Source organism: Streptomyces sp. SDr-06 (assembly GCF_003324565.1).
GTDB lineage: Bacteria > Actinomycetota > Actinomycetes > Streptomycetales > Streptomycetaceae > Streptomyces.
The window spans coordinates 570151-596520 of record NZ_QOLA01000002.1; the positions used below are offsets into that span (position 1 = coordinate 570151).

26 protein-coding genes are annotated in these 26370 nt (G+C 72.0%); 17 read left to right on the forward strand and 9 right to left on the reverse strand.

What is annotated here, in order from left to right; all coding sequences use genetic code 11:
* Positions 1-10: 10 nt before the first annotated feature.
* On the reverse strand, positions 11-685 hold the full coding sequence (locus tag DT019_RS06930; protein ID WP_114035739.1) for a hypothetical protein: 675 nt from the start codon (positions 683-685) through the stop codon (positions 11-13).
* A 92-nt stretch (positions 686-777) separates the two neighbouring features.
* On the reverse strand, positions 778-2106 hold the full coding sequence (locus DT019_RS06935) for a DUF2252 domain-containing protein (RefSeq protein ID WP_114035740.1): 1329 nt from the start codon (positions 2104-2106) through the stop codon (positions 778-780).
* A gap of 219 nt (positions 2107-2325) precedes the next feature.
* Here DT019_RS06935 and dnaE point away from each other — a divergent pair, with 219 nt between their 5' ends.
* Positions 2326-5871, forward strand: coding sequence for a DNA polymerase III subunit alpha (dnaE, locus tag DT019_RS06940; RefSeq protein WP_189389239.1), 3546 nt, complete (start codon positions 2326-2328; stop codon positions 5869-5871).
* 86 nt (positions 5872-5957) lie between these two features.
* Here dnaE and DT019_RS06945 read toward each other — a convergent pair whose 3' ends face one another.
* Positions 5958-6137, reverse strand: coding sequence for a hypothetical protein (locus DT019_RS06945; RefSeq protein WP_114035742.1), 180 nt, complete (start codon positions 6135-6137; stop codon positions 5958-5960).
* A gap of 263 nt (positions 6138-6400) precedes the next feature.
* On the opposite strand from DT019_RS06945, the gene DT019_RS06950 reads away from it, so the two are divergent.
* From DT019_RS06950 to DT019_RS06965, 4 genes are all read left to right on the forward strand, one after another.
* Positions 6401-7648, forward strand: coding sequence for an NYN domain-containing protein (locus DT019_RS06950; RefSeq protein ID WP_114035743.1), 1248 nt, complete (start codon positions 6401-6403; stop codon positions 7646-7648).
* A gap of 73 nt (positions 7649-7721) precedes the next feature.
* Positions 7722-8729, forward strand: a complete 1008-nt coding sequence (locus tag DT019_RS06955) for an ABC transporter ATP-binding protein (RefSeq protein ID WP_114035744.1) — start codon at positions 7722-7724, stop codon at positions 8727-8729.
* Positions 8730-8761: 32 nt separating this feature from the next.
* Positions 8762-9571: an ABC transporter permease gene (locus tag DT019_RS06960; protein WP_223279351.1), complete on the forward strand. Its 810-nt coding sequence runs from the start codon at positions 8762-8764 to the stop codon at positions 9569-9571.
* Between the two features lie 34 nt (positions 9572-9605).
* On the forward strand, positions 9606-10259 hold the full coding sequence (locus tag DT019_RS06965) for an ABC transporter permease (RefSeq protein ID WP_114035746.1): 654 nt from the start codon (positions 9606-9608) through the stop codon (positions 10257-10259).
* Positions 10260-10395: 136 nt separating this feature from the next.
* On the opposite strand, the gene ybaK is transcribed toward DT019_RS06965, so the two are convergent.
* The 4 genes from ybaK to DT019_RS06985 all read right to left on the reverse strand — a co-directional run bounded on the left by ybaK (position 10396) and on the right by DT019_RS06985 (position 14519).
* A complete protein-coding gene (ybaK, locus tag DT019_RS06970; RefSeq protein WP_114035747.1) occupies positions 10396-10890 on the reverse strand; it encodes a Cys-tRNA(Pro) deacylase in 495 nt (164 codons plus the stop codon).
* Positions 10891-10907: 17 nt separating this feature from the next.
* Positions 10908-11687, reverse strand: coding sequence for an LON peptidase substrate-binding domain-containing protein (locus tag DT019_RS06975; RefSeq protein ID WP_114035748.1), 780 nt, complete (start codon positions 11685-11687; stop codon positions 10908-10910).
* A gap of 5 nt (positions 11688-11692) precedes the next feature.
* The gene (locus DT019_RS06980; protein WP_114035749.1) at positions 11693-12730 is read right to left on the reverse strand and encodes a hypothetical protein; all 1038 of its coding nucleotides are present in this window, start codon (positions 12728-12730) and stop codon (positions 11693-11695) included.
* Positions 12731-12914: 184 nt separating this feature from the next.
* A complete protein-coding gene (locus DT019_RS06985; RefSeq protein WP_114035750.1) occupies positions 12915-14519 on the reverse strand; it encodes an oxidoreductase in 1605 nt (534 codons plus the stop codon).
* Between the two features lie 135 nt (positions 14520-14654).
* Here DT019_RS06985 and hisD point away from each other — a divergent pair, with 135 nt between their 5' ends.
* The 10 genes from hisD (at position 14655) to DT019_RS07030 (ending at position 22341) form a co-directional block, all read left to right on the forward strand.
* Entirely contained in the window at positions 14655-15986 is a 1332-nt protein-coding gene (gene hisD / locus DT019_RS06990) for a histidinol dehydrogenase (RefSeq protein ID WP_114035751.1), read from the forward strand.
* Positions 15983-17098, forward strand: coding sequence for a histidinol-phosphate transaminase (locus DT019_RS06995; RefSeq protein ID WP_114035752.1), 1116 nt, complete (start codon positions 15983-15985; stop codon positions 17096-17098). The genes hisD and DT019_RS06995 overlap by 4 nt, the downstream gene beginning before the upstream one ends.
* Positions 17095-17688: an imidazoleglycerol-phosphate dehydratase HisB gene (gene hisB / locus DT019_RS07000; RefSeq protein ID WP_114035753.1), complete on the forward strand. Its 594-nt coding sequence runs from the start codon at positions 17095-17097 to the stop codon at positions 17686-17688. Before DT019_RS06995 ends, hisB begins: the two co-directional genes overlap by 4 nt.
* Positions 17689-17690: 2 nt before the next feature.
* A complete protein-coding gene (locus DT019_RS39435; RefSeq protein ID WP_189389242.1) occupies positions 17691-17855 on the forward strand; it encodes a hypothetical protein in 165 nt (54 codons plus the stop codon).
* A complete protein-coding gene (gene hisH / locus DT019_RS07005) occupies positions 17852-18496 on the forward strand; it encodes an imidazole glycerol phosphate synthase subunit HisH (RefSeq protein WP_114035754.1) in 645 nt (214 codons plus the stop codon). The genes DT019_RS39435 and hisH overlap by 4 nt, the downstream gene beginning before the upstream one ends.
* The gene (priA, locus tag DT019_RS07010; RefSeq protein ID WP_114035755.1) at positions 18496-19233 is read left to right on the forward strand and encodes a bifunctional 1-(5-phosphoribosyl)-5-((5-phosphoribosylamino)methylideneamino)imidazole-4-carboxamide isomerase/phosphoribosylanthranilate isomerase PriA; all 738 of its coding nucleotides are present in this window, start codon (positions 18496-18498) and stop codon (positions 19231-19233) included. Before hisH ends, priA begins: the two co-directional genes overlap by 1 nt.
* Positions 19230-19631, forward strand: a complete 402-nt coding sequence (locus DT019_RS07015; protein WP_114035756.1) for a RidA family protein — start codon at positions 19230-19232, stop codon at positions 19629-19631. The genes priA and DT019_RS07015 overlap by 4 nt, the downstream gene beginning before the upstream one ends.
* On the forward strand, positions 19628-20383 hold the full coding sequence (gene hisF, locus DT019_RS07020) for an imidazole glycerol phosphate synthase subunit HisF (protein ID WP_114035757.1): 756 nt from the start codon (positions 19628-19630) through the stop codon (positions 20381-20383). The genes DT019_RS07015 and hisF overlap by 4 nt, the downstream gene beginning before the upstream one ends.
* A 124-nt stretch (positions 20384-20507) precedes the next feature.
* Positions 20508-21095, forward strand: a complete 588-nt coding sequence (locus DT019_RS07025) for an ArsR/SmtB family transcription factor (RefSeq protein WP_114035758.1) — start codon at positions 20508-20510, stop codon at positions 21093-21095.
* Positions 21096-21105: 10 nt separating this feature from the next.
* The gene (locus tag DT019_RS07030) at positions 21106-22341 is read left to right on the forward strand and encodes an MFS transporter (RefSeq protein WP_114035759.1); all 1236 of its coding nucleotides are present in this window, start codon (positions 21106-21108) and stop codon (positions 22339-22341) included.
* Between the two features lie 10 nt (positions 22342-22351).
* On the opposite strand, the gene DT019_RS07035 is transcribed toward DT019_RS07030, so the two are convergent.
* Positions 22352-22984 (reverse strand): TIGR03085 family metal-binding protein, encoded by a 633-nt coding sequence (locus DT019_RS07035; protein WP_114035760.1) that lies wholly within the window; start codon positions 22982-22984, stop codon positions 22352-22354.
* 83 nt (positions 22985-23067) lie between these two features.
* On the opposite strand from DT019_RS07035, the gene hisI reads away from it, so the two are divergent.
* Positions 23068-23418, forward strand: coding sequence for a phosphoribosyl-AMP cyclohydrolase (gene hisI / locus DT019_RS07040; protein WP_114035761.1), 351 nt, complete (start codon positions 23068-23070; stop codon positions 23416-23418).
* 5 nt (positions 23419-23423) lie between these two features.
* Entirely contained in the window at positions 23424-24905 is a 1482-nt protein-coding gene (locus DT019_RS07045) for an anthranilate synthase component I (RefSeq protein WP_114035762.1), read from the forward strand.
* Here DT019_RS07045 and DT019_RS07050 read toward each other — a convergent pair.
* Positions 24895-26112 carry a S53 family peptidase gene (locus DT019_RS07050; protein WP_114035763.1) on the reverse strand — a complete coding sequence of 406 codons (1218 nt, stop codon included), beginning with the start codon at positions 26110-26112 and terminating at the stop codon, positions 24895-24897. The genes DT019_RS07045 and DT019_RS07050 overlap by 11 nt on opposite strands.
* Between the last annotated feature and the right edge of the window lie 258 nt (positions 26113-26370).

Sequence of the window (26370 nt, forward strand, 5' to 3'; positions counted from 1 at the left end):
GGGCTCGGCCTCAGACGAGGACGAGCGACCGGCCCGGCGGTCCCCTGCGTGCCACGGAGTGCACCAGGAGCCGGGTGCGCGAGGGAACGGACCCGCGGCGCACGGCGGGCGCGAGCGGGCGCGGTGCGCCATGGACGGTGCGCACCACCGCGGCCGCCACGAGCAGCGGCCGGAAGGCGAAGGCGGCGACCGCCCGCAGCACCCGGGCCAGCGCCGCCTCGCCGCGGCGCAGCCACAGGGCGGCGAGCAGGCCGACGGTCAGATGGGCCGCGAGCAGCAGCCAGGGCACGGCCGGGCCCGGGTGGGTCAGCAGGGTGGCCGCGTTCGCCGGGGCGTGCGCCGCGCCCAGCGTGCCGCCGCCGCACAGCACGTCGAAGCCGACCGCGCGCAGGGCGCCCGCCACGGGGCCCCCGGCCGGGCCGTAGCAGACGTGCTGGCCGGTGGTGAACAGGGTGTCGGCGGCCAGCTCCAGCGGGACCAGGGCCCCCGCGATCGCCCAGTAGCCGCGCTCGCGGCCGGCCAGCGCGTACGCGATGACGAACACCGCCCCCGCCGCGGCGGACACCAGCGAGAGCGGCAGCGGGACCTGGGAGAGCAGCACGTGGGACGCGGTCGAGAGCGTCACGACGAGCGCTGTGAAAAGCGCCGCGCGTGCCGCTCTGAGCTGCGTCCCTGATATGTCCATCGCGGGTGAGTGTGCCATGTCCGGCCGTAGGTCGTGCCTAAGAGTTCGGTGAGACTGCGGGCCGTCGGCCGATCATGGCCGGGGGCCGCCCCCTACAGGCCCGGTATCCGGCCGTTGCGGAACAGGTCGACGAAGATCTGGTGGTCGGCCCGCGCCCGCGCCCCGTAGGCGTGCGCGAAGTCCACGAGCAGGTCCGCGAAGCCGTCCTCGTCGGCGGCGATCGCCGCGTCGATGGCGCGCTCGGTGGAGAAGGGCACGAGCTCCGAGTGGCCGCTCTCGTCGTCCGCCGCCGCGTGCATCGTGGCCGTCGCCCGGCCGAGGTCGGCGACGACCGCCGCGATCTCGTCGGGGTCGTCGATGTCCGACCAGTCCAGGTCCACCGCGTACGGCGAGACCTCGGCGACCAGCTGCCCGGCGCCGTCCAGCTCGGTCCAGCCCAGCCACGGGTCGGCGGCGGCCTGGAGCGCCCGCTGCGAGATCACCGTACGGTGCCCCTCGTGCTCGAAGTAGCCGCGCACCGCCGGGTCCGTGATGTGCCGGGAGACCGCCGGGGTCTGCGCCTGCTTGATGTAGATCACCACATCGTTCTCCAGGGCGTCGCTGTGCCCCTCCAGCAGGATGTTGTACGAGGGCAGGCCGGCCGAGCCGATCCCGATGCCGCGGCGCCCCACGACGTCCTTCACGCGGTAGGAGTCCGGGCGCACCAGGCTCTCCTCGGGGAGCGTCTCCAGGTAGCCGTCGAAGGCCGCCAGCACCTTGTAGCGGGTCGCCGCGTCCAGCTCGATCGACCCGTCGTCCTCGGTGAACCGGCGCTCGTGCTCCCGGATCTCGGTCATCGAGTCGAGCAGCGCGAACCGGGTGCGGGCGCGGGCGTCGCGCAGGGCGCCGAGCAGCGGGCCCTCGGCGGTGTCCAGGGTGAAGGGCGGCACCTCGTCCTCCTTGGCGCCGGACGACAGCGCGTGGATGCGCTCGCGGTAGGCGGCCGCGTAGGTGCGCACCAGGGCCGTGATCTGCTCGTCGCTGAACGCCTTGGTGTAGCCGATCAGCGCCAGCGAGGCGGCCAGGCGCTTGAGGTCCCAGGTGAAGGGGCCCACGTACGCCTCGTCGAAGTCGTTGACGTTGAAGATCAGGCGGCCGTTGGCGTCCATGTAGGTGCCGAAGTTCTCGGCGTGCAGGTCGCCGTGGATCCAGACCCGGCCGGTGCGCTCGTCCAGGTAGGGGCCGCCGTGCCGCTCCTTCTCCAGGTCGGAGTAGAACAGGCAGGCCGTGCCCCGGTAGAAGGCGAAGGCCGAGGCCGCCATCTTGCGGAACTTGACCCGGAACGCGGCCGGATCGGCGGCCAGGAGCTCGCCGAACGCGGTCTCGAAAACGGCGAGTATCTCTTCGCCGCGCGTCTCAGCGCTGAGCTGCGGGACCGACATCGCTGGGTGCCTCCTGGTGCGTACTGCCTGCGTCACGTTCGGACGGGGTGTGCCCCTTCCAACGCGCGACCGTACCCCGGAGTGCCCGTCGGCCGCCCGGCCGGCGCCCCTCGTGGAGGTGCTCCGCGCCGCGGATCCCCCTCGGCTGTCAGTGGGGCGACGTAGACTCCGAGGCTGTCCCCCCGCTCCGCGAACCCCCTGCCGTTGGAGGCTCCAACCGTGACTGGCACGTCCAAGACACCGTTCACGCACCTTCACGTCCACACCCAGTACTCGCTGCTGGACGGTGCCGCGCGGCTCAAGGACATGTTCGAAGCCTGCAATGAGATGGGCATGACGCACATCGCCATGTCCGACCACGGCAACCTCCACGGTGCCTACGACTTCTTCCATTCGGCGAAGAAGGCGGGCGTCACGCCGATCATCGGCATCGAGGCGTACGTGGCCCCCGAGTCGCGGCGCAACAAGCGCAAGATCCAGTGGGGCCAGCCGCACCAGAAGCGGGACGACGTGTCCGGTTCGGGTGGTTACACGCACAAGACGATCTGGGCGCACAACAAGACGGGCCTGCACAACCTCTTCCGGCTCTCCTCGGACGCGTACGCCGAGGGCTGGCTGCAGAAGTGGCCCCGGATGGACAAGGAGACGATCTCGCAGTGGTCGGAGGGGCTCATCGCCTCCACCGGCTGCCCCTCCGGCGAGGTCCAGACCCGGCTGCGGCTCGGCCAGTTCGACGAGGCGATGCGGGCGGCCTCCGACTACAAGGACATCTTCGGCGAGGGCAAGTACTTCCTGGAGCTGATGGACCACGGCATCGAGATCGAGCGCCGGGTCCGCGACGGGCTCCTGGAGATCGGCAAGAAGCTCGGCATCCCGCCGCTGGTCACCAACGACTCGCACTACACCTACGCGCACGAGGCGACCGCGCACGACGCCCTGCTCTGCATCCAGACCGGCAAGAACCTCTCGGACCCGGACCGCTTCCGCTTCGACGGCACGGGCTACTACCTCAAGTCGACCGACGAGATGTACGCCATCGACTCCTCGGACGCCTGGCAGGAGGGCTGCCGCAACACCCTCCTGGTGGCCGAACAGATCGACACGACCGGCATGTTCGAAGCCAAGAACCTCATGCCGAAGTTCGAGATCCCCGAGGGCTACACCGAGGTCACCTGGTTCCAGGAGGAAGTCCGGGCCGGCATGGAGCGCCGCTACCCCGGTGGTGTCCCCGAGGACCGCCAGAAGCAGGCGGAGTACGAGATGGACATCATCATCCAGATGGGGTTCCCGGGGTACTTCCTGGTGGTGGCCGACTTCATCATGTGGGCCAAGAACAACGGCATCGCGGTCGGCCCCGGCCGAGGATCGGCGGCCGGTTCGATCGTCGCGTACGCCATGGGCATCACCGACCTCGACCCGATCACGCACGGCCTGATCTTCGAGCGGTTCCTCAACCCCGAGCGCGTCTCCATGCCCGATGTCGACATCGACTTCGACGAGCGCAGGCGCGTCGAGGTGATCCGGTACGTGACGGAGAAGTACGGCTCCGACAAGGTCGCCATGATCGGCACCTACGGCAAGATCAAGGCGAAGAACGCCATCAAGGACTCCGCGCGCGTCCTCGGCTACCCGTACGCGATGGGCGACCGGCTCACCAAGGCGATGCCCGCCGACGTCCTCGGCAAGGGCATCGACCTCTCCGGCATCACCGACCCCAAGCACCCGCGCTACAGCGAGGCGGGCGAGATCCGGGGGATGTACGAGAACGAGCCGGACGTGAAGAAGGTCATCGACACCGCCAAGGGCGTCGAGGGCCTGGTCCGCCAGATGGGTGTGCACGCGGCCGGCGTGATCATGTCCAGCGAGCCGATCGTCGACCACGCGCCGATCTGGGTGCGGCACACCGACGGCGTGACCATCACGCAGTGGGACTACCCGCAGTGCGAGTCGCTCGGCCTGCTGAAGATGGACTTCCTGGGCCTGCGCAACCTGACCATCATGGACGACGCCGTCAAGATGGTGAAGGCCAACAAGGGCATCGACCTGGAGATGCTCTCGCTCCCGCTGGACGACCCGAAGACCTTCGAACTGCTCTGCCGCGGCGACACCCTCGGCGTCTTCCAGTTCGACGGCGGCCCGATGCGCTCGCTGCTGCGCCAGATGCAGCCCGACAACTTCGAGGACATTTCCGCCGTCTCGGCCCTGTACCGGCCGGGCCCGATGGGCATGAACTCGCACACGAACTACGCCGAGCGCAAGAACGGCCGCCAGGAGATCACCCCGATCCACCCGGAGCTGGAGGAGCCTCTCAAGGAGACCCTCGGCCTCACCTACGGCCTCATCGTGTACCAGGAGCAGGTGCAGAAGGCCGCCCAGATCGTCGCCGGGTACTCGCTCGGCGAGGCCGACATCCTGCGCCGCGTGATGGGCAAGAAGAAGCCCGAGGAGCTGGCGAAGAACTTCGTCCTCTTCCAGGCGGGCGCCAAGAAGAAGGGCTACTCGGACGCGGCGATCCAGGCCCTGTGGGACGTCCTGGTCCCGTTCGCCGGCTACGCGTTCAACAAGGCGCACTCCTCGGCGTACGGCCTGGTCACCTACTGGACCGCCTATCTGAAGGCGAACTACCCGGCCGAGTACATGGCGGCGCTGCTCACCTCGGTGAAGGACGACAAGGACAAGTCGGCCGTCTACCTGAACGAGTGCCGCCGCATGGGCATCAAGGTGCTGCCGCCGAACGTCAACGAGTCGGTGCACAACTTCGCCGCCCAGGGTGACGACGTGATCCTGTTCGGCCTGGAGGCCGTCCGCAACGTCGGCACCAACGTGGTGGACTCGATCATCCGCTCGCGCAAGGCGAAGGGGAAGTTCTCCTCCTTCCCCGACTACCTGGACAAGGTCGAGGCCGCCGCCTGCAACAAGCGCACCACGGAGTCGCTCATCAAGGCGGGCGCCTTCGACACCATGGGGCACACCCGCAAGGGCCTGACCGCCCAGTTCGAGCCCATGATCGACAACGTGGTGCAGGTCAAGCGCAAGGAGGCCGAGGGGCAGTTCGACCTCTTCGGCGGCATGGACGAGGACAGCAGCGAGCCGGGCTTCGGCCTCGACGTCGAGTTCGGCGACGTGGAGTGGGAGAAGTCCTACCTGCTGGCCCAGGAGCGCGAGATGCTCGGCCTGTACGTCTCCGACCACCCGCTCTTCGGCCTGGAGCACGTCCTGTCCGACAAGGCGGACGCGGGCATCGGCCAGCTCACCGGCGGGGACTACTCGGACGGTTCGATCGTCACCATCGGCGGCATCATCTCGGGCCTCCAGCGCAAGATGACCAAGCAGGGCAACGCCTGGGCGATCGCCACCGTCGAGGATCTGGCGGGCTCCATCGAGTGCATGTTCTTCCCGGCGACGTACCAGCTGGTGTCGACCCAACTCGTCGAGGACGCCGTGGTGTTCGTCAAGGGACGCCTCGACAAGCGGGAGGACATCCCGCGTCTGGTCGCGATGGAGCTGATGGTCCCCGACCTGTCGTCGGCGGGCACCAACGCACCGGTCGTCCTGACGATCCCCACCGTGAAGGTCACCCCGCCGATGGTCAGCAGACTCGGCGAGATCCTGGGGCACCACAAGGGCAACACCGAGGTGCGGATCAAGCTCCAGGGGCCGCGCAAGACCACCGTGCTGCGGCTCGACCGGCACCGGGTCCAGCCGGATCCCGCCCTTTTCGGTGACCTGAAGGTGCTGCTCGGCCCGTCCTGCCTGGCCGGCTGAGCGGGCAGGCACATGTCCGGCCGGGATGCTCCGGCACGAGGAAGGGGCGCACCCACCGGGTGCGCCCCTTCCTCACACAGTGACGGCTAGTTGTGACCGAAGCGACGCTGGTGCTTACGGGCAACATCCGCCGGGCTGCCCTGGGCCTGCGCCTGCGGCATCGCCTGGGACTCATAGGCAGAGGACTTCGCCTGCTCCTGACCGCGCTCGGCGGCGCTGGAGCGGTCCTGCTGACCACCCGACTTGCGGTTCTTGTTCTTGGCCATGGTGCTGCCTCCTGTGGGGGAACTCGGGGCCAGGGCCGCTGCCAGACTCACACAGAAGGGCAAAGGTCGCATTTCGGGTCATTACCGTGCGTGACGGCACCGTGACGCCCCAATCCGCCACGCCGATGATCGAGTTCCGGTGCTCAAGCCTTGCGCGGTCGGGCAGACTCGAAGGAACCCCGAAGTTCATTCGGTGATCTCCCGCACCCCGCTTCTGATTTCTTTTTCTTCGGCTTTTCCGTTCCCGAAAGAGGGTGGAACGCATGGACCGCTGCGTCGTCCTGGTGGATGCCGGCTACCTGCTCGGTGCCGCCGCGAGTCTGCTCGCCGGAGAACCGGCCCGTTCCCGCATCACCGTCGACCACGCCGCCCTGATCCAGGGGCTCCGCGAGCGCGCCGAGGCGGACACCCAGCAGCCGCTGCTGCGCATCTACTGGTTCGACGGCGCCCCCGACCGGGTGCCGCAGCCCGAGCACCGCCGGCTGCGCGTGATGCCCAGGGTGACGGTCAGGCTCGGCGCGCTGACCCGCAGCGACGGCCGCTGGGCGCAGAAGGGCGTGGACGCCGCGATGCACGCCGAGCTGACCGAACTGGCCCGCAACCGCGCCTGCTCGGACGTGGTCCTGGTGACCGGCGACGGCGATCTGCTGCCCGGCCTGATGTCCGCCAAGGAACACGGCGTCGCCGTGCACCTGTGGGCCGTGCAGGCCGCCGACGGCGACTACAACCAGTCCGAGGACCTGGTCGCCGAGGCCGACGAGCGCCGGGTGCTCGACCGCGCCTGGATCACCCAGGCCGTCCGGGCCCGGGACCTCACCGGGATCTGCGCCCCGGCCCCCGCACCCCGCCCCGAGATCGCCGCCATCCTCTCCGCGCCGCTGCCCGAGTCGGCGCTCGCCGCCTCCGCCGAGCGGGCCGCCGAGGCCCAGGCGGCGGCCGTGCGCAACGGCACGGCGCCCGCCGAGGCCCCCAGCGAGAACGGCGCGTCGGTGCCCGCCCCGAGCGGCGTCAAGGGCGTACCGACACCGAAGGACCTCGCCTCCCTGCGCGGGCCCGGCGCCGCGCCCGCCGCGCCCCCGCCCGCGTCGGCCACCCTGCGCTGGTCCTCCGACAAGGGCTGGGTGGAGCGCCCCGGCTCGGCGCTCGGCGAGTCCCCCGAGACGGCCTCCCTGCCGACGCTGGCCCAGCTCACCAGCGCCGAGCAGCGCTGGGCCGACCGCGAGGAGGACATCACCACCGTCGGCGGCGACCCCTACGAAGTGGGCCAGGTCTTCGCGCGGCGCTGGATGGAACGGCTCCCCGAGCCCTCGCACGTACAGAAGCTGTCCACCATGTACCCGCGCATCCCGCACCGCATCGACGGTGAACTCCTGCGCTACGCCGCCCGCTTCGGGCTCCTCGCGCACAAGGACGACCAGATCGACGAGCACGACCGGTACGCGATCCGGGCCGGCTTCTGGCGCGAGATCGACGTCCGCGCGGCCGCCGAGCGCCAGCCGGCAGGGGAGTAGCACCCCGGCCGGGGGCGGCTCGGCACCGCCCCCGGGGTCGGAAGGGTCCTTCGACCCCTTAGGCTCGTTCCCCGTGAGTACCGGCACAGCAGCGGCGCGGGCCGGCACCGTTTGCACGGTGCGGGGCCTGGTCAAGACGTACCCCGCGACGCGGGGCAGGCGCGGTGCGCCCGGTACGCCCGAGGTCCGGGCCACCGACGGCATCAGCCTGGAGGTGAACCGCGGCGAGATCTTCGGACTGCTGGGCCCCAACGGCGCCGGCAAGTCCACCCTCGTACGCCAGCTGACCGGGCTCATGCGGCCCGACTCCGGCTCCGTCGACGTGCTGGGGCACGACCTGGTGCGCCACCCCGAGCGCGCCGCCCGCCTCATCGCCCACCTCGGCCAGGAGTCCACCGCGCTCGACGAGCTGACCGTGGCGCTGGCCGCCGAGACCACCGGCCGGCTGCGCGGACTCACCCTGCGCGCCGCCCGCGCCGAACGCGACGCCGTCCTCGCCGAGCTGGGCCTCGACGAGATCGCCGGGCGGCCCCTGAAGAAGCTCTCCGGCGGCCAGCGCCGCCTCGCCTGCTTCGCCGCCGCCCTCGTCGGCGAGCGTCCCGTGCTGGTCCTGGACGAGCCCACCACCGGCATGGACCCGGTGGCCCGCCGGGCCGTGTGGGCCGCCGTCGACCGGCGCCGGGCCGAGCGCGGCGCGACCGTGCTCCTCGTCACGCACAACGTCATCGAGGCCGAGACCGTGCTCGACCGGGTCGCCGTGATCGAACGCGGCCGGGTCATCGCCTGCGACACCCCGGCGGGACTCAAGGCCCGGGTCGCCGACGAGGTGCGGGTCGAGCTCGTCTGGCGCGACCGCGCCCCCGTCGAGGTCCCCGAGGTCGCCGCGCTGCGCGCCGCGGCCCAGGAATCGGGACGGCGCTGGACCCTGCGGCTCAGCCCCGAGCGGGCCCGCGCCGCCGTCGCCACCGTCACCGGCGGCCCCGCCTTCGCCGCCCTCGACGACTTCACCCTGGCCACGCCGAGCCTCGAAGACGTCTACCTCGCCCTCGGCGGCCGCACGGAAGGGCTGGTGAAGGCGTGAGCGCCATTCCTCTGGAGAGCAGCGTGGAGGCCGTGGGCGGCCGCGCCCCGGCGAGCGGGACCGCCGAGCGGCCGGAGGCCGCGCACGCCGCGCCGCTCGCCCCCCGCGCCCGGCTGCTGCCCGCGCTCGCCGCCGTCTACCGCGCCCAGCTCTCGCGGGCCCGGGTGGCCCGGATCCCGCTGCTCTTCGTCGCGACCTTCCAGTCCGTCGGCATCATGATCCTGATGCGGGGCGTGGTCGACGGCGGGAGCGAGGCGCGGGCCGTGGTCGCCGGATCCAGCGTGCTCGTCGTCGCCTTCGTCGCGCTCAACCTGCTCGCCCAGTACTTCGGCCAGCTGCGCTCCGGCGGCGGCCTCGACCACTACGCGACGCTGCCCGTGCCGCCCGCCTCGGTGGTGCTCGGCACGGCCGCCGCGTACGCCTCCTTCACCGTGCCCGGCACCGCCGTCACCGCGGTGTTCGGCTGCGTCCTGTTCGGGCTCCCGATGGCGCACCTGTGGATCCTCGCGGCGGTCGTCCCGCTCGCCGGAGCCGCGCTCTCCGGGCTCGGCGCGGCGCTCGGGCTGCTCGCCCCGCGCCAGGAACTCGCCACGCTCTTCGGCCAGTTGGGGATGTCGGCGGCGCTGCTGCTCGGCGTGCTCCCGGCCGGCCGCATGCCCGGGCCCATCGCGTACGCACGTGATCTGCTGCCCTCCACCTACGGCGTGGAGGCCTTCGCGCGGGCCTTCGACGCGCACCCCGACTGGGGCGTCGTCGGGCTCGACCTCGGGGTGTGCGCCGCCGTCGGCGTCGTCTCGCTGGCCGTGGCCGCGTGGGCCTACCGTCGGGCGGCGGTCCGGTGAGGCAGCGCACAGACACGCCTGGCACGATGTCAGGGTGACCGCACCTCTGACACCGCCCCATCAGCAGCCCCCGGGCAACGACCCGCGGCAGACGCACTCCGGGGGCTCCCACCCCGGGCCCGTCGAGGAGGCGCCCGCCATGAAGAAGGATCTGCGGGACGCGGTGCTCGTCGCCCTCGTGGTGACCCTGGCCGGAGTGGCGCTCGGACTGCTGTGGCTGTGGCTGGCGCCGAGGGTGCCGCTCGTCGCCGACGACAAGGCCGTCTTCCTCAAGGACACCGAGGGGGAGGAGGCGATCGGTGGTGATGGAACGTTCATCTTGATCGCGCTCGGGCTCGGCGTGCTCAGCGCCGCCGCGGTCTTCCTGTTCCGCAAGCAGGGCGGCATCGCCCTGGTCGTCGGCCTCGCGGTCGGCGCGCTGCTCGGCTCGGTGCTGGCCTGGCGGCTGGGCGTCTGGCTCGGCCCGAACCAGGACGTGGTGGCCGCGGCGAAGGCGGCCGGCAAGGGCGTCACGTTCGACGCTCCGCTCAAGCTCGACGCGAAGGGCGCGCTGCTGGCCTGGCCGATCGCCGCCATGGCCGTCCACCTGGGCCTGACCGCGCTGTTCGGCCCCCGCGACCCGGATCCGGTGTGGCACATGCCGCCGCTGGACCCGGGACCGGGAGAGCCGGACTCGGCCGACCGCTGACCGAGGATCAGGCCGGGCGCCTCCCGTGGTTGGCCCGGCCCTTCCTGACGCGCCACTTCCGCTTGCGGGTCCGCTTCGACATGGGCGTACCTCCCGCCCTCGGGTTCTAGTCGAGGACGAGAGGTACGTCGAGACCCTAAACGCGCCCGATGGGGGCGAGCAGGGCTCCGGTGAGGGCCGCCAGATCGGCGGGGGACAGCTCGACCTCCAGGCCCCGGCGCCCCGCCGAGACGCAGATCGTGGCGTGCGCGGACGCCGAGTCGTCCAGGACCGTGCGCAGCTTCTTGCGCTGGCCCAGCGGGGAGATGCCGCCGCGCACATAGCCGGTGGTGCGCTCGGCCGCGGCCGGGTCGGCCATCGCCGCGCGCTTGCCGCCGACCGCCGAGGCCAGCGCCTTGAGGTCGAGCGAGCCGGCCACCGGCACCACCGCCACCGTCAGCTCGCCGTCCACGTCGGCGACCAGCGTCTTGAAGACGCGGTCCGGAGTCACCCCGAGGGCCTCGGCCGCCTCCTCCCCGTACGAGGCCGACGACGGGTCGTGCTCGTAGGCGTGCACGGTGAACGCGGTGCCCGCCGCGGTCAGGGCCACCGTCGCCGGGGTGCCCCCGCTCTGCTGCTTCTTCTTGGCCAACTCGGCTCTCCGCTCGGTCAGTTGGGGCTGGTCGGGGCGCGCGTCAGTTCCACCGCCGGGAGCGAGGGCAGGTGGCGGATGACCGCGGTCTCCGCGCGCAGCAGCTGGAGTTCCTCGCGCAGCCGGGTCGCCGTGTCGGGCGCCTGGAGCAGGCGCTGCTTGGCCGGGACGTCCAGGACGGCGGCCGCGGCGACCAGGTAGGAGACCACCGACGGCTCGTCCGGGAGGTCGGTGGTGCCGGCCAGGGAGCGCTCCCGGGCCCCCGCGAGCCGCTTCTGGTACGAGCGGAAGGCCCGCAGCACGCCCTCGGCGAGCGCGCCCGCCTCCTCGCCGGGCTCCTCGGGGATCTCCTCGTACTCGGCCGTCAGATACGGCCCGCTCGCGTCGACCGACAGGATGCGGATCCGGGTGGTGCCGGTGGCCAGTACCTCGAAGCTGCCGTCCGGGCGCTCCCGGATGGTGGCCGCGTCCGCGATGCAGCCGACCCGGTGGAAGGCCTGGACCGGGTCGGGGCCGAAGCCGGCTGCCGGGCCCTTCTCGGGCTGCGCGGTCTGGTCGGGGAGCCCGGGGGCGGTCGGGGCGACCTCCCGGCCGTCCCGGATCGCCACGACGGCGAAACGGCGCGGCTCGTCACCGGCCTCGCCGCCGGATCCGGTGGGGCCGGAGGCGTCGGTGCCGGTCTTCAGCAGATCGCGCATCATGGCGCGATAACGCTCCTCGAAGATGTTCAGCGGCAGGACGAGGCCGGGGAACAGGACCGAGTTGAGCGGGAAGAGTGGGAGGCGTGCGGTGGTCACAACGCTCAAGCGTAATGGCCGCCGGACCGGGCGCGTCCGGCCTTCTGGCGGTCCCGCCCCCACGGCATGCCCGCGGCGACCTCGGTTCGTACGAACTCGCGCAGTTCGAGGAACTGCCCCAGCGGGTCGGCGGCGAGATGCAGCCACGGGAAAGACGTGGCATACGGCCCGATGCGCCGGAATTCCTCCAGCGCCTCCGGCCAGCGCCGGCGGACCACCAGGACGTAGGCGAGCAGGTTGCGGACCTCGGCCGGCCAGGGGTCGCCCGGCTCGTAGGCGGCGGACAGCTCGATGCCGTGGTTGGCCGCCGCGTCGATCCGCTCGTACGGGATGGTGTGGCCCGCGCCGCCCACCAGGTAGGCGAAGGCCGCGCGGGCCGGGAGCGCCCGGATCAGGGAGCCCGGCAGGGAGTCCTCGGCGGCCCGTTCCGCGAAGTCGAAGCACTCGCGGTGCGAGCCGTACCACTGGGCGGAGAGGTACTGGAGTGCCGCCACATGGCAGCCGTAGTGGTGCGAGGATCGCCGTATGGCCTCGCCCCACAGTTCCTCGAAAACGGTGTGGGGCGCATGGGTGCCCCGGGCGTGGTCGAGCGCGATCCGCCAGGGCACCGGGTCGGACGGGTCGGCCTCGGCCGCCGAGTGGATCAGCGGCGCCACCTCGCGCAGCCGCTCGGCCCGGGCGGGCGAGCCCCAGGCCCGGACGATCGCGAGCTCCGCCTTGACCAGCAGCGCGTCCGGGTCGCGGGGCGCGTGCGCCAGCCAGTCGGCGAGCCAGTCCGGTCTGCAGAGCGCGAAGGCCGCGAGCCGCACGGTGTAGCGGTCGCGGTTCTCCCACTCGGCCAGCTCGCGGGTGGTGGCGAGGAGCTTCGCCGCCGCCTCGTACTCGCCGAGCGCGGCCGAGACCAGCGCGGGAGCGAGCCGGGCGTCGGGAGCATCCAGCAGCACTTCCCGGCCATCGGGCAGACCCGTGGCCAGAAGGGGCGTGTGCCTGGCCCGCCGTGCGGTGCGGATCAGCGCGGATACGAAAGTCATGGTGTGGACCATTGAAATCCGCAGGTGGGGGCGGCGCCAGGGGGCCGCTGTGAAGCTTCTGTATCGGTGGTGAGGGTTGTACGGCGCGAGGTCAAGGCCCGGCAAATTCGGCCAGTGACGCCCTCGCGCGGAGCCCGTGAAGACCTCGCGCGGAGCCCGCGAAAACCCTGCGGGCCGCCCCCGGGAGCCCGTCGCCTCACCCCCTCCGCAGCAGCCGGGAGGCGCCCGCCGCCACGGTGGTCGCCAGGATCCAGCCCAGCATGATCAGCAGGGCCGCCGCCCACTGCCAGGCGCCGGTCAGCTTCCAGTAGCCGTCCTGGCCGAGGTTGACCACCGGGATGAGGAGGTCGAGCGCGTAGAGCGCGGCGTTCCACTCGGGGTGCTCGTCGGCCTTGATCGGCTGCGGATCGTAGTGCGAGAAGGCGAGGGTGCCCGCCGCCCATAGAACCGCCATCCACAGCGCGGCCCGGCCCGGCCGGTAGCCGTACGCCACCGTGAGGTCCTGGAGCACCCCCCACGCCTTCGCCGCCAGCGGCAGCGTCTCGCGGCGCCTGCGCTGCTTGGCGAGCAGCACCTCGCGCGCGTCCGCGTCCTCGCCGCTGCCCCGCAGCACGGCGGCGAGCCGCTCGTACGGTTCGGGCGCGTACTCCGGCGTCGCCGCCGTCACCCAGTCCAGCCGCTCGGCCAGCGTGAAGGTGCCGATCGGGATGAGGGTCTCGTAGGCGAACCCGTTCATCGTGAGGTGGCCCGGCCCCGGCCAGCTGTCCGCCATGTCGACGAGGTTGCCGACCCGGGCCCCGGACAGCACCACCTTGCCGCGCTCCGAACGCTGCCCGGTGAAGCGCAGCTCCGGGGTCTGGATCCGGCGCAACGACAGCTCCTGGGAGTCGTTCATGGCGATCCGGGACTGTGCGAGGTCCACCGCGTCCCCGAACCGCCCGTCGTCCAGGCGGAGACCGCCCCGGCATTCGAACGGCTGGATCAGGGTGCCCCGCACGGGCGTGTTGGTGTAGTTCGTCCCGTACGGCGGGGTGGTGCCCGACTGGACGCCGCTCGGGTAGACGGCCGCCGACGTCAGATACAGGGTGCGTTCGACGATCAGCTGCGGCGCGTTCAGCGCCCGCTGGCCGTCCGGGTTGATCAGCCTGCTGCCGCGCAGGCTCAGCGTCACGCCGACCTTCGCGGCGCGCAGGCTCAGCTCCCCGTACGACTCGATCAGATCGGCCTGGAGGTCCTGCGCGACCGAGAGGCCGTCGGCGGCGATCGAGCGGGCGTTGCGGTCGCCGTGCACCACGGCCTGGCTCAGCAGCAGATCGGTGCCGATGTGCGCGTCGGTCAGCCGGATGCCGCCCGCGACCCGGCAGCGCGGCAGGTGCAGATCCCCTTCGGTGGTCAGCCGGGCGGCCTCGAGCCGCGGAATCGCGCAGCTCACCATGCGGACCGTGGTGAAGTGGGCCTCGGGCAGCAGGAGTTCGTTCTCGAACCGGCAGTTGTTCAGCTCGACGTACGGCGTGACGGTGCCGCCGGACAGGTTGAGCGTGCCGGTGATCTGCACCCCGGTGAGCTTCAGCGCCGCGACCCGGCCCGGCAGCGCGGGCGGCCCGCTGAGCAGCAGCAGCGCCACCACCCGCGCCCGCACGCTGCGCTCGGGCCCCCAGGGGCGCGCCGCGAACGGATCGTCGCGTACCGGATTGCGGGTGCGCAGATCGTAGGTACTGCCGTTGCGGAAGGCCTGCCACATGCCCAGCTCCGCCGGACTGAGCCAGTCCGGTGCCTCCCCGAGATCGGGCGCTTCGGTCAATGCCGTCCCCCTCGCCGTCCACCCTGACAGGAGGAACGCTAGTGGTCATGGGTGACAGCGGGTGACGCCCGGGTTGCGTATCAGCCACTGATACAGGCGTCCAGTGCTCCGGAGCCGTCTGAGAGAATTGGATACGTGATCTCCCGAATCGATCTGCGCGGCAACACCCTCCCCGAGGGTGGCGCCCTGCGCGACCTGCTGCCCCGTGCCGAGTTCGACGTGGAAGCCGCCCTGGAGAAGGTGCGGCCCATCTGCGAGGACGTGCATCATCGCGGCACGGCGGCGCTCATCGAGTACGCGGAGAGGTTCGACGGCGTGCGCCTCGATCGGGTGCGGGTGCCCGCCGAGGCGCTCAAGGAAGCACTGGCGCGGCTCGACCCGCAGGTCAGGGCGGCTCTGGAGGAGTCCGTCCGGCGGGCCAGGATCGTCCACCGCAGCCAGCGCCGCGACGCCCACACCACCCAGGTCGTGCCCGGCGGCTCCGTGACCGAGAAGTGGGTGCCGGTCGAGCGCGTCGGGCTGTACGCGCCGGGCGGCCGCTCGGTCTACCCCTCGTCCGTGATCATGAACGTGGTCCCGGCGCAGGAGGCGGGCGTCGGCTCCATCGCGCTCGCGTCGCCGCCGCAGAAGGAGTTCGGCGGGCTGCCGCACCCCACGATCCTCGCGGCCTGCGCGCTGCTCGGCATCGACGAGGTGTACGCGGTCGGCGGCGCCCAGGCCGTCGCGATGTTCGCCTACGGCACCTCGGGGCCCGACGGATGTGCGCCCGCGAACATGGTGACCGGCCCTGGAAACATCTGGGTGGCCGCCGCCAAGCGCTACTTCACCGGCCGCATCGGCATCGACACCGAGGCGGGCCCGACCGAGATCGCCGTCCTCGCCGACGACACCGCCGACCCGGTGCACGTGGCCGCCGACCTGATCAGCCAGGCCGAGCACGACCCGCTCGCCGCGGCCGTCCTGGTCACCGACTCCCTCGCGCTCGCCGAAGCGGTCGAGAAGGAGCTGGAGCCGCAGGTCGCCGCCACCAAGCACGTCGAGGACCGGATCAAGCCGGCGCTGGCCGGGCGCCAGTCCGCGATCGTGTTGGTCGACTCGCTCGAAGACGGCCTCAAGGTCGTCGACGCGTACGGCGCGGAGCACCTGGAGATCCAGACCGCCGACGCCGCGGCCGTGGCCAACCGGGTCCGCAACGCGGGCGCGATCTTCGTCGGCCCCTGGGCCCCGGTCTCGCTCGGCGACTACTGCGCCGGCTCCAACCACGTGCTGCCGACCGGCGGCTGCGCCTGCCACTCCTCGGGCCTGTCCGTCCAGTCCTTCCTGCGCGGCATCCACATCGTCGACTACACGCGCGACGCGCTCGCCGAGGTCACCCACCACGTGGTGACCCTGGCCGAGGCCGAGGACCTGCCCGCGCACGGAGCCGCCCTGAAGGCGCGCTTCGAGTGGAAGGTGCCGCAGAAGTGACCGCGAACCTCGGCATCGACGACCTGCCCGTACGGGACGAGCTGCGCGGCAAGTCCCCTTACGGCGCGCCCCAGTTGGACACCCCGGTCCAGCTGAACACCAACGAGAACCCGTACCCGCTGCCCGAGCCGCTCGTCGAGCGGATCGCCGAGCGGGTCCGCGAGGCGGCCAGGAACCTCAACCGCTACCCCGACCGCGACGCGGTGGAGCTCCGCACCGAGCTGGCCAAGTACCTCACCCGCACCGGCAAGCACCCGGTCGCGGTCGAGAACGTGTGGGCCGCCAACGGCTCCAACGAGGTCATCCAGCAGTTGCTCCAGACCTTCGGCGGCCCCGGCCGCACCGCGATCGGCTTCGAGCCCTCGTACTCGATGCACGCCCTGATCGCCCGCGGCACCGGCACCGGCTGGATCCCGGGGCCGCGCGACGAGGACTTCACCATCGACCTCGCGGCGGCCGAGCGGGCCATCGCCGAGCACGCGCCGGACGTCGTCTTCATCACCTCGCCCAACAACCCGACGGGCACCGCGGTCACCGCCGAGACGGTCCTCGCGCTGTACGAGGCGGCCCAGGCGGCCAAGCCGTCGATCGTGATCGTGGACGAGGCGTACGTGGAGTTCAGCCACCGCGACTCGCTGCTCCCGCTTATCGAGGGCCGCCCGAACCTGGTCGTCTCGCGGACCATGTCGAAGGCCTTCGGCGCGGCCGGGCTGCGCCTGGGATACCTCGCGGCGCACCCTGCGGTGGTGGACGCCGTGCAGCTCGTGCGCCTGCCGTACCACCTGTCCGCCGTCACCCAGGCGACCGCGCTGGCCGCCCTGGAGCACACCGACACCCTGCTCGGCTACGTCGAGCAGCTCAAGCGGGAGCGGGACCGGCTGGTCGCGGAGCTGCGCGCGATCGGCTTCGAGGTGACCGCGTCGGACGCCAACTTCGTCCAGTTCGGCCGCTTCGACGACAGCCACACCGCCTGGCAGCGGATCCTCGACCGGGGCGTCCTGGTCCGGGACAACGGGGTACCGGGGTGGCTGCGGGTCACCGCCGGCACCCCGGCCGAGAACGACGCGTTCCTCGACGCGGTCCGTCAACTCAACAAGGAGCAGAGCGCATGAGCCGCGTTGGCAGAGTGGAACGCACCACCAAGGAGACCTCCGTCCTCGTCGAGATCGACCTCGACGGCAGCGGAAAGGTCGACGTGTCGACCGGGGTCGGCTTCTACGACCACATGCTCGACCAGCTCGGCCGGCACGGCCTGTTCGACCTCACGGTCAAGACCGACGGCGACCTGCACATCGACAGCCACCACACCATCGAGGACACCGCGCTCGCGCTCGGCGCCGCCTTCAAGCAGGCGCTCGGCGACAAGGTGGGCATCTACCGCTTCGGCAACTGCACCGTGCCGCTCGACGAGTCCCTCGCCCAGGTGACCGTCGACCTGTCGGGCCGCCCCTACCTCGTGCACACCGAGCCCGAGAACATGGCGCCGATGATCGGCGAGTACGACACGACGATGACCCGGCACATCTTCGAGTCCTTCGTCGCGCAGGCGCAGGTCGCGCTGCACATTCACGTACCGTACGGGCGCAACGCGCACCACATCGTGGAGTGTCAGTTCAAGGCGCTCGCCCGGGCGCTGCGCTACGCCAGCGAGCGTGACCCGCGCGCTGCCGGAATCCTTCCTTCCACCAAGGGTGCCCTGTAAGCATGAACGGTCTCAACACCATCCTGATCGTGGTCGGCCTCTTCCTGATCGGCGGAGTCATCTCCTTCGTCAAGCAGGGCATGCCGAAGAGCCTGATCGTGCTCCTGTCCATCGGCGCCGCCATGTGCCTCGCCGCCGGCATCCTGCGACTGGACGTCTGGTCATGAGCGCATCCGCCAAGAAGGTCGTCGTCTTCGACTACGGGTTCGGCAACGTCCGGTCCGCCGAGCGGGCCCTGGCCCACGTCGGCGCCGACGTGGAGATCACCCGCGACTACGACCGGGCCATGAACGCCGACGGGCTGCTCGTGCCCGGCGTCGGCGCCTTCTCCGCCTGCATGAAGGGCCTGCGCGACGCCCGCGGCGACTGGATCGTGGGCCGCCGCCTGTCGGGCGGGCGCCCCGTGATGGGCATCTGCGTCGGCATGCAGATCCTCTTCGAGCGCGGCATCGAGCACGGCGTGGAGACCGAGGGCCTCGACGAGTGGCCCGGCGTGGTCGAGCCGCTGAACGCGCCGATCGTGCCCCACATGGGCTGGAACACGGTGAAGGCCCCCGAGGACAGCGAGCTGTTCGCGGGCCTGGACACCGAGGCCCGTTTCTACTTCGTGCACTCCTACGCCGTGCACGACTGGAGCCTGGAAGTCACCAACCCCAAGATCCGTGCGCCCCGGGTCACCTGGGCCACCCATGGCGAGCCGTTCGTCGCCGCGGTGGAGAACGGTGCGCTGTGGGCCACCCAGTTCCACCCCGAGAAGTCCGGCGAAGCCGGAGCCCAGCTGCTGACCAACTGGATCGGAACCCTGTGATGGCTGCCAAGCTCGAACTCCTTCCCGCCGTCGACGTCCGCGACGGCCAGGCCGTGCGCCTGGTGCACGGCGAGTCCGGCTCCGAGACCTCCTACGGCTCGCCCCTTCAGGCGGCCCTCGCCTGGCAGAGCGCCGGCGCCGAGTGGCTGCACCTGGTCGACCTCGACGCCGCGTTCGGCACCGGTGACAACCGCGCGCTGATCGCCGAGGTCGCCGGGAGCCTCGCGGGTGACGGCGTCAAGGTCGAGCTGTCCGGCGGCATCCGCGACGACGCCTCCCTGGCGGCCGCGCTCGCCACCGGCTGCACCCGTGTCAACCTCGGCACCGCCGCCCTGGAGACCCCCGAGTGGGTCGCCAAGGTCATCGCCGAGTACGGCGACCGGATCGCGGTCGGCCTGGACGTGCGCGGCACCACGCTGCGCGGCCGCGGCTGGACCCGCGACGGCGGCGACCTGTACGAGACCCTGGCGCGCCTGGACGCCGAGGGCTGCGCGCGCTACGTCGTCACCGACATCGCCAAGGACGGCACGCTCCAGGGCCCGAACCTGGAGCTCCTGAAGAACGTCTGCGCCGCGACGGACAAGCCGGTCGTCGCCTCGGGCGGCGTCTCCTCGCTCGACGACCTGCGGGCCATCGCCGAGCTGGTGCCGGTCGGCGTCGAGGGCGCCATCGTCGGAAAGGCCCTCTACGCGAAGGCCTTCACGCTGGAAGAGGCGCTCAAGGCGGTCTCGGCATGAGCGACGAGATCCGCAAGGTCTCCTCCGACGCCCCCTGGGAGGAGCGCTTCGGCTACTCCCGCGCCGTGGAGCTCCCCAACGGCCTTGTCCTGGTGGCCGGTTGCACGTCCGTGGCGGGCGGCCGCATCGACGAGGGCGGCCCCTACGAGCAGGCGGTCGCCGCGTTCGGGGTCGCTGTCAAGGCGCTGGAGTCCCTGGGCCTGGGCCGTGAGGACGTGGTCCGCACCCGTATGTACATCACCCATGCCCGGGATGTGGACGATGTGGGCCGCGCCCACAAGGAGCTGTTCGACGATGTGCGTCCGGCGGCCTCGATGCTGATCGTGTCCGGCTTCGTCGACCCGAGCCTGGTCGTCGAGGTCGAGGTCGAGGCGTACCGGAGGAGTTCGGCATCATGACGCTCGCGGTACGCGTGATTCCCTGCCTGGACGTGGACAACGGCCGGGTCGTCAAGGGTGTCAACTTCCAGAACCTGCGCGACGCGGGCGACCCGGTCGAGATGGCCAAGCTGTACGACGCCGAGGGCGCGGACGAGCTGACCTTCCTCGACATCACGGCGTCCTCGGGCAACCGGGAGACCACCTACGATGTGGTGCGCCGCACCGCCGAGCAGGTCTTCATCCCGCTCACCGTGGGCGGCGGCGTGCGCAGCGCGGACGACGTCGACAAGCTGCTGCGCGCGGGCGCGGACAAGGTGGGCGTGAACACGGCCGCCATCGCCCGCCCCGACCTGATCCGCGAGATCGCGGAGCGCTTCGGCCGCCAGGTGCTCGTCCTGTCGGTCGACGCCCGCCGCACCGAGTCCGGCTCCTTCGAGGTCACCACCCACGGCGGCCGCACGGGCACGGGCATCGACGCGGTCGAATGGGCGCACCGGGCGGCCGAGTTGGGGGCGGGGGAGATCCTGCTCAACTCGATGGACGCGGACGGCACGAAGGACGGCTACGACACCGAGATGATCGCGGCGGTCCGCCGCCACGTCACCGTCCCGGTGATCGCCTCGGGCGGCGCGGGCCGTCTCGACCACTTCCCGCCGGCGATCGAGGCGGGCGCGGACGCGGTCCTGGCCGCCTCGGTCTTCCACTTCGGCGACCTGCGCATCGCGGAGGTCAAGGACACGTTGAGGGTGGCGGGCCACCCGGTCCGCTGAACCCCGCTCCCTCAGGGGCCCGGCACGCGTCGCGCGTGCCGGGCCCTTTTCCGTGCCGAGATGTGCAGCGGAAGTTGCGCAACTTTTATTGCGCAACATTTCTTTCCCGTCTACGCTCGGTGCCATGGCATCCCAGGGCAACCGCCGGATCACGGACGTAGGCACCCTCAAGGCCTTCGGCCACCCCCTGCGCATGAAGCTCTACCGCGCGCTCTACATCGCCCGTACGGCCACCGCGTCCCAGCTGGCCGACCAGGTCGACGAGGCGGTCTCGCTCGTCAGCTACCACCTGCGCAAGCTCGCCGCCCACGGCCTGATCGAGGAGGCCGAGGCGCAGGGCAGGGACGGGCGCGAGCGGTGGTGGCGGCCGACCTCGGACGGGATCACGTACGGCCGGGCGGACTTCGAGGGCGCGCCCGAGCGGGTGGCCGTGCACCAGGCGGTGACCCGGCTCCTCCTGGACCAGCGCGCCGAACTGCACCGCGGGTACCTGGACGCCCAGTCCGCCTGGAGCCCCGAGTGGAACCAGGCCGCCTTCAGCGGTGAGTACATGGCCTCGCTCACGGCGGCCGAACTCAAGGAGCTGGACCAGGAGTTGGGTGCCGTTCTCGGCCGCTTCAAGGAGCGCGGCGAGGCCGCGGCGGCGGCCGGTGACACCGAGGGCCGCGAACACGTGGCGGTCCACCTCAGCGGCTTCCCCTTCCGCGTCTGAGAGGCACACCGTGTCCACCACCCTCATACCGCCCGCCCCCGCCCGCCCCGCCCACCGGGACGGCAACGTACTGCGGTGGCTCGCCGCGTACACCTCCTCGCTCGTCGGCGACAGCGTGTACTACATGGCACTGGCCTGGGCCGCGGCCCGGTCCGGGAGCCCGGGGCAGGCCGGGCTCGTGCTCGCGGTCGGGGCCGTGCCGCGGGCGCTCCTGATGCTCGGCGGGGGAGTGGTCGCCGACCGGTTCGGGCCGCGCCGGGTCGTCATCGGCAGCGACGCCGCGCGCAGCCTGATCATCCTGGGCATGGCCGCGACCCTGCTCCTGACGGGGCCTGCACTGTGGCTCCTGATCGTGCTGGCGCTGGTCTTCGGCGCCGTGGACGCGGTGCTGCTGCCCGCGATCGGCGCGCTGCCGCCCAGGATCACCGGCCCCGGCGAACTCGCCCGGGTGCAGGGGCTCAAGGGCCTCGCCGCGCGGATCGCCAACATCACCGGGGCGCCGCTCGGCGGGCTCGCCGTGGCGCTCGGGGGGACCGCGGCCACCTTCGCCGTGGCGGGCGCGCTGTTCGCCGTCTCGACCGTGCTGCTGGTGCGCGTCCGCATCGCCCGCCTCCCCGCAGACGACCGGAAGGCGAAGGAGCCCCCGCTGCGGGAGCTCACCGACGGGCTCCGCCACATCCGCCGCCACCCGCTGCTGGCCCCGCTGATGCTGGTCATAGCCGTCGGCGAGCTGGGTTTCGCCGCCCCGCTCAACATCGGGCTCACCCTGCTCGCGCGCGAGCGGGGCTGGGGCGCGGCCGGCATGGGAGGGATCGTCGCGGCGTTCGGGGCGGGCGCGGGGGCCGCGTCCCTGCTCCTGTCGGTACGCGGCCGGATCCCCCGCGCCGGGCTCGTCCTGCCGGTGTCGCTGCTCGGCGGCGCGAGCGCCACAGCGGGTCTCGCGTACGCGCCCTCGGTGGCCCTCGCCGCCGTCGCCGGGGTGTTCATCGGGCTGCTCGCCGGGCTGAGCGGGGCCCTGTGCGGGGCGCTGATCCAGATCGCGACGGACCCCGCCTACCTCGGCCGGGTCACCGCGGTCGCCTCCCTGTTCACGATGGGCATCGCGCCGCTCGGCTATCCGCTCGCGGGCGCCGCGATCGGCGCCTGGGGCACCACCCCGGTGTTCCTGGCCAGCGCGGGCGTGTGCGCGGCGGGGGCGGTCGCCGGACTGCTCTCCGGCCACCTCCGCCGCGCCGAACTTCCCTGACGGACGGCCGCTAGATCCCGAGCTTCGCCTCCAGCGCCCGCGCCGACGCGTCCTTGTCCCCCTCGATGTCGACCTGGGCCGCCTCCTGGCGGCCGTATGCGAACAGGGTGAGCTCGCCCGGCTCGCCGGTGACCGTCACCACCGGGGTGCCCTTGTGCGCCACCGCCGTCTGGCCGTCCGGGCGGCGCAGCACGATGCCCACCGGGGACTTGCGGCCCATCATCCGGGCCGCCTTCTCCAGCCGGGACCACAGGGCGTCCGCGAACACCGGATCGAGCTCGCGGGGCGTCCAGTCCGGCTGGGCCCGGCGGACGTCCTCGGCGTGCACGTAGAACTCCACCGCGTTGGCGCCCTCGTCGACCTGCTTGAGGTTGTACGGGGAGTACTTCGGCGGGCCGGTGCGGATCAGCTGGATCAGTTCCTCGTACGGCTTCGCGGCGAATTCCGCCTGGACCCGGTCGAGGCGGTTCTTCAGGGCCGGGATCACGATCCCGCCCGCCGCGTCGAGGCGCCGCTCGCGCACCACGACATGGGCCGCGAGTTCGCGGGCCGTCCAGCCCTCGCAGAGGGTCGGTGCCTCGGGGCCCGCCGCCTCCAACAGGTCGGCGAGCAGAAGCCGTTCACGCTTGGCATGGGTCGACATGTCCGCCAGGGTACGGCCGCCCGGGTCGTCCGGACAGTGGACGCACCGCCCGGGAGCCCTCGCGGTCACGGCAGAATGGGGGCATGACCAGCAATCTCGACCCCGCCATCGCCGCCCGCCTCAAGCGGGGCGCGGATGGTCTGGTCCCGGCCATCGCCCAGCAGTACGACACCGGCGAGGTGCTCATGCTCGGGTGGATGGACGACGAGGCCCTGCACCGCACGCTGACCACCGGCCGCTGCACGTACTGGTCGCGCAGCCGTCAGGAGTACTGGGTCAAGGGGGACACCTCCGGGCACGTCCAGCACGTGAAGTCGGTCGCCCTGGACTGTGACGCGGACACGGTCCTGGTCAAGGTCGACCAGGTCGGCGCCGCCTGCCACACCGGCGAGCGCACCTGCTTCGACGCCGACGTACTCGACCTCGGGAAGTAGCCGACATGGACCTGGACACCTTCCGCAAGCTCGCCGTCGACCGCCGGGTCATCCCGGTCCACCGCCGCCTGCTCGCGGACGGCGACACCCCGGTGGGCCTCTACCGCAAGCTCGCCGCCGAGCGGCCCGGCACCTTCCTGCTGGAATCCGCGGATGGGGGCACCTGGTCGCGGTACTCCTTCGTCGGCGTACGCTCCGCCGCGACCCTCACCGTCCGTGCCGGCGAGGCCCACTGGATCGGCACGCCGCCGGTCGGCGTCCCCACTTCGGGTGATCCTCTGGCGGCCCTGAAGGCCACCGTCGAGGCCCTGCACACGCCGCGCGACCTGGTCGCGGGCATGCCACCCTTCACCGGCGGCATGGTCGGCTACCTCGGCTACGACATCGTGCGCCGCCTGGAGCGGATCGGCGAGCACGGGGGCGACGACCTGGAGCTGCCCGAGCTGACGATGCTGCTCACCTCCGACCTCGCGGTGCTCGACCACTGGGACGGCTCGGTCCTGCTGATCGCCAACGCGATCAACCACAACGACCTCGACACCGGCGTCGACGAGGCGTATGAGGACGCCGTGGCCCGGCTCGACGCGATGCAGGCCGACCTCGCGAAGCCCGCCGAGTACGTGCCGGTCGCGCTCCCCGAGTCGGAACTGCCCGCGTACACGGCGCTGTGGGGCGGGGCGGCCTACCAGGACGCCGTCGAGGACGTCAAGGAGCGCATCCGGGCCGGCGAGGCCTTCCAGGTGGTGCCCTCGCAGCGCTTCGAAACCCCGTGCGGCGCAAGCGCGCTGGACGTCTACCGGGTACTGCGGGCGACCAACCCGTCGCCGTACATGTACCTGTTCCGCTTCGACGGCTTCGACGTCGTCGGCTCCAGCCCCGAGGCGCTCGTCAAGGTCGAGGACGGGCGGGCGATGCTCCACCCGATCGCCGGGACCCGGCCGCGCGGCGCCACCCCACAGCGCGACCAGGCGCTTGCCGACGAGCTGCTCGGCGACCCCAAGGAGCGGGCCGAGCACCTCATGCTCGTCGACCTCGGCCGCAACGACCTGGGCCGGGTCTGCGAACCCGGCTCGGTGGAGGTCGTGGACTTCATGTCGATCGAGCGGTACTCGCACGTGATGCACATCGTGTCGACCGTGACCGGCCGGGTCGCCGAGGGACGCACCGCCTTCGACGTCCTGACGGCCTGCTTCCCGGCCGGCACGCTCTCCGGCGCCCCCAAGCCCCGTGCGATGCAGATCATCGAGGAGCTCGAACCCACCCGCCGCGGGCTCTACGGGGGCTGTGTCGGCTACCTCGACTTCGCCGGGGACTCCGACACCGCCATCGCCATCCGCACCGCGCTGCTGCGGGACGGCACGGCGTATGTGCAGGCCGGAGCCGGCGTGGTCGCCGACTCCGACCCGGCGGCCGAGGACGCCGAGTGCCGCAACAAGGCGGCCGCCGTCCTGCGCGCCGTCAACACGGCCAACCGGCTCAGCCGGTGAACGCGGCGGTCCCGTTCGGGGTGCCGAGCCCCGACGGGCCGTCGTAGCCGCTGCCTCCCTGGCACAGGTAGGCCGGGGAGCAGCTGCCGTTGGAGCCGCTCGTCACGTCGTTGAGCGAACCGGTGTGGGCGTACGGGAACGAGGCCGGCGTGGAGCCCTGGGACGGGGCGCCCGCCAGCGCGTACACCGCGGCGATCAGCGGCGAGGAGGCGCTGGTGCCGCCGAACACCTCCCAGCCGGTGTCCTGGCCGTAGGTGTCGTAGACCGCGACCCCGGTCTGCGGGTCGGCGACCGCCGAGACGTCGGCGACGGTCCGCTTCGCGCAGCCGGTGTCCTTCTGCCAGCTCGGCTTGGCGTCGTAGCCGGAGCAGCCGGAACCGGCGCCGCTCCACACGCTGTCGGTCCAACCGCGGCTGTTGGAGGCGGTGTTGAGCGAGGTGCCGCCGACGGCGGTGACATAGCGGGAGGCCGCCGGGTACTCCACGCCGTACCCGCCGTCACCGGAGCTCACGGTGATCGCGACGCCCGGGTGGTTGAAGTACGTGGTGTCGTAGGAGGAGTCGGCGGACGACTCGCCGCCGCCGTAGCTGTTGGAGACGTACTTCGCGCCGAGCGACACCGCGGTGTTCACGGCGGTGCCGAGGTTGGTCATGGACGAGGTGGTGGCCTCGACCAGCAGGATCTTGCAGTTGGGGCAGGCCGCGCTGACCATGTCGAGGTCGAGGGATATCTCCTCGGCCCAGCCCGCGTCGGCGCGCGGCAGCTTGGAGGTGCCGCTCTGGCCGACCTTCCTGAAGCAGCCGTTGGCCGTGGTGCAGGCCGCGAGCCCGTACTGCGCGCGGTAGGTCGCGAGGTCGGACTCGGCCTTGGGATCGTCGTAGGCGTCGACGATGGCCACGGTCCGGCCCGAACCGGCCGTCGACGACGGCAGTTTGTAGGCGGCCTGGAGCGAGGCGGGGCCGTAGCCGGAGGGCGCGGCGGCGGCGGTCAGCGCGCGCTCGGCGTCGGCGGACGCGACCTTGCCGCCGGTCACCTTGAGCGCCTTGCAGGCCATGTCGTCCACGCGCGTGGGAGCCGCGCAGGAGCGGGCGATGGCGACGTGTGCCGAGGGCGAGGGGGCGGCCGCCTGGGCGAGGGGAGTCGCGAGGGCGAGCGCCGTGGCGGCCACGATGGCGGCCGGGGCGGTGGGGGAGAGGGATCTGCGCAACGTACTGCCTCCGTGTGGTGGGTGAACCAGGAGCCGTGGGGGGTGCGCGGTTCGGGCCGTACCGCGTGGTGCGCGGCACGGACCGGCGGTGAACCTAGGGGTGATGCGGGCATGCCAACAAGGCGCCGACCGGAATCTCTATCGCCGCTTTGCCTTCGAGACCCGTTGGGGGAGAGTTCACGGGTGGTTCCGGGACAGGCGATGGCCGTTCGATTGCCCGCTCTTGGTTCCCCGCGGCCCGCCGCCGTGGCAAGGACA

Bases quoted from the DNA above. Each gene is read 5' to 3' on its own strand.
- hisI (WP_114035761.1), top strand. From the start codon at position 23,068: ATGACCAGCAATCTCGACCCCGCCATCGCCGCCCGCCTCAAGCGGGGC.
- DT019_RS06945 (WP_114035742.1), bottom strand. From the start codon at position 6,137: ATGGCCAAGAACAAGAACCGCAAGTCGGGTGGTCAGCAGGACCGCTCC.
- DT019_RS06930 (WP_114035739.1), bottom strand. From the start codon at position 685: ATGGACATATCAGGGACGCAGCTCAGAGCGGCACGCGCGGCGCTTTTC.
- DT019_RS07025 (WP_114035758.1), top strand. From the start codon at position 20,508: ATGGCATCCCAGGGCAACCGCCGGATCACGGACGTAGGCACCCTCAAG.
- DT019_RS07045 (WP_114035762.1), top strand. From the start codon at position 23,424: ATGGACCTGGACACCTTCCGCAAGCTCGCCGTCGACCGCCGGGTCATC.
- hisH (WP_114035754.1), top strand. From the start codon at position 17,852: ATGAGCGCATCCGCCAAGAAGGTCGTCGTCTTCGACTACGGGTTCGGC.
- DT019_RS06950 (WP_114035743.1), top strand. From the start codon at position 6,401: ATGGACCGCTGCGTCGTCCTGGTGGATGCCGGCTACCTGCTCGGTGCC.
- hisF (WP_114035757.1), top strand. From the start codon at position 19,628: ATGACGCTCGCGGTACGCGTGATTCCCTGCCTGGACGTGGACAACGGC.
- DT019_RS06935 (WP_114035740.1), bottom strand. From the start codon at position 2,106: ATGTCGGTCCCGCAGCTCAGCGCTGAGACGCGCGGCGAAGAGATACTC.
- DT019_RS07035 (WP_114035760.1), bottom strand. From the start codon at position 22,984: ATGTCGACCCATGCCAAGCGTGAACGGCTTCTGCTCGCCGACCTGTTG.
- DT019_RS06980 (WP_114035749.1), bottom strand. From the start codon at position 12,730: ATGGTCCACACCATGACTTTCGTATCCGCGCTGATCCGCACCGCACGG.
- DT019_RS07015 (WP_114035756.1), top strand. From the start codon at position 19,230: ATGAGCGACGAGATCCGCAAGGTCTCCTCCGACGCCCCCTGGGAGGAG.
- DT019_RS39435 (WP_189389242.1), top strand. From the start codon at position 17,691: ATGAACGGTCTCAACACCATCCTGATCGTGGTCGGCCTCTTCCTGATC.
- hisB (WP_114035753.1), top strand. From the start codon at position 17,095: ATGAGCCGCGTTGGCAGAGTGGAACGCACCACCAAGGAGACCTCCGTC.
- priA (WP_114035755.1), top strand. From the start codon at position 18,496: ATGGCTGCCAAGCTCGAACTCCTTCCCGCCGTCGACGTCCGCGACGGC.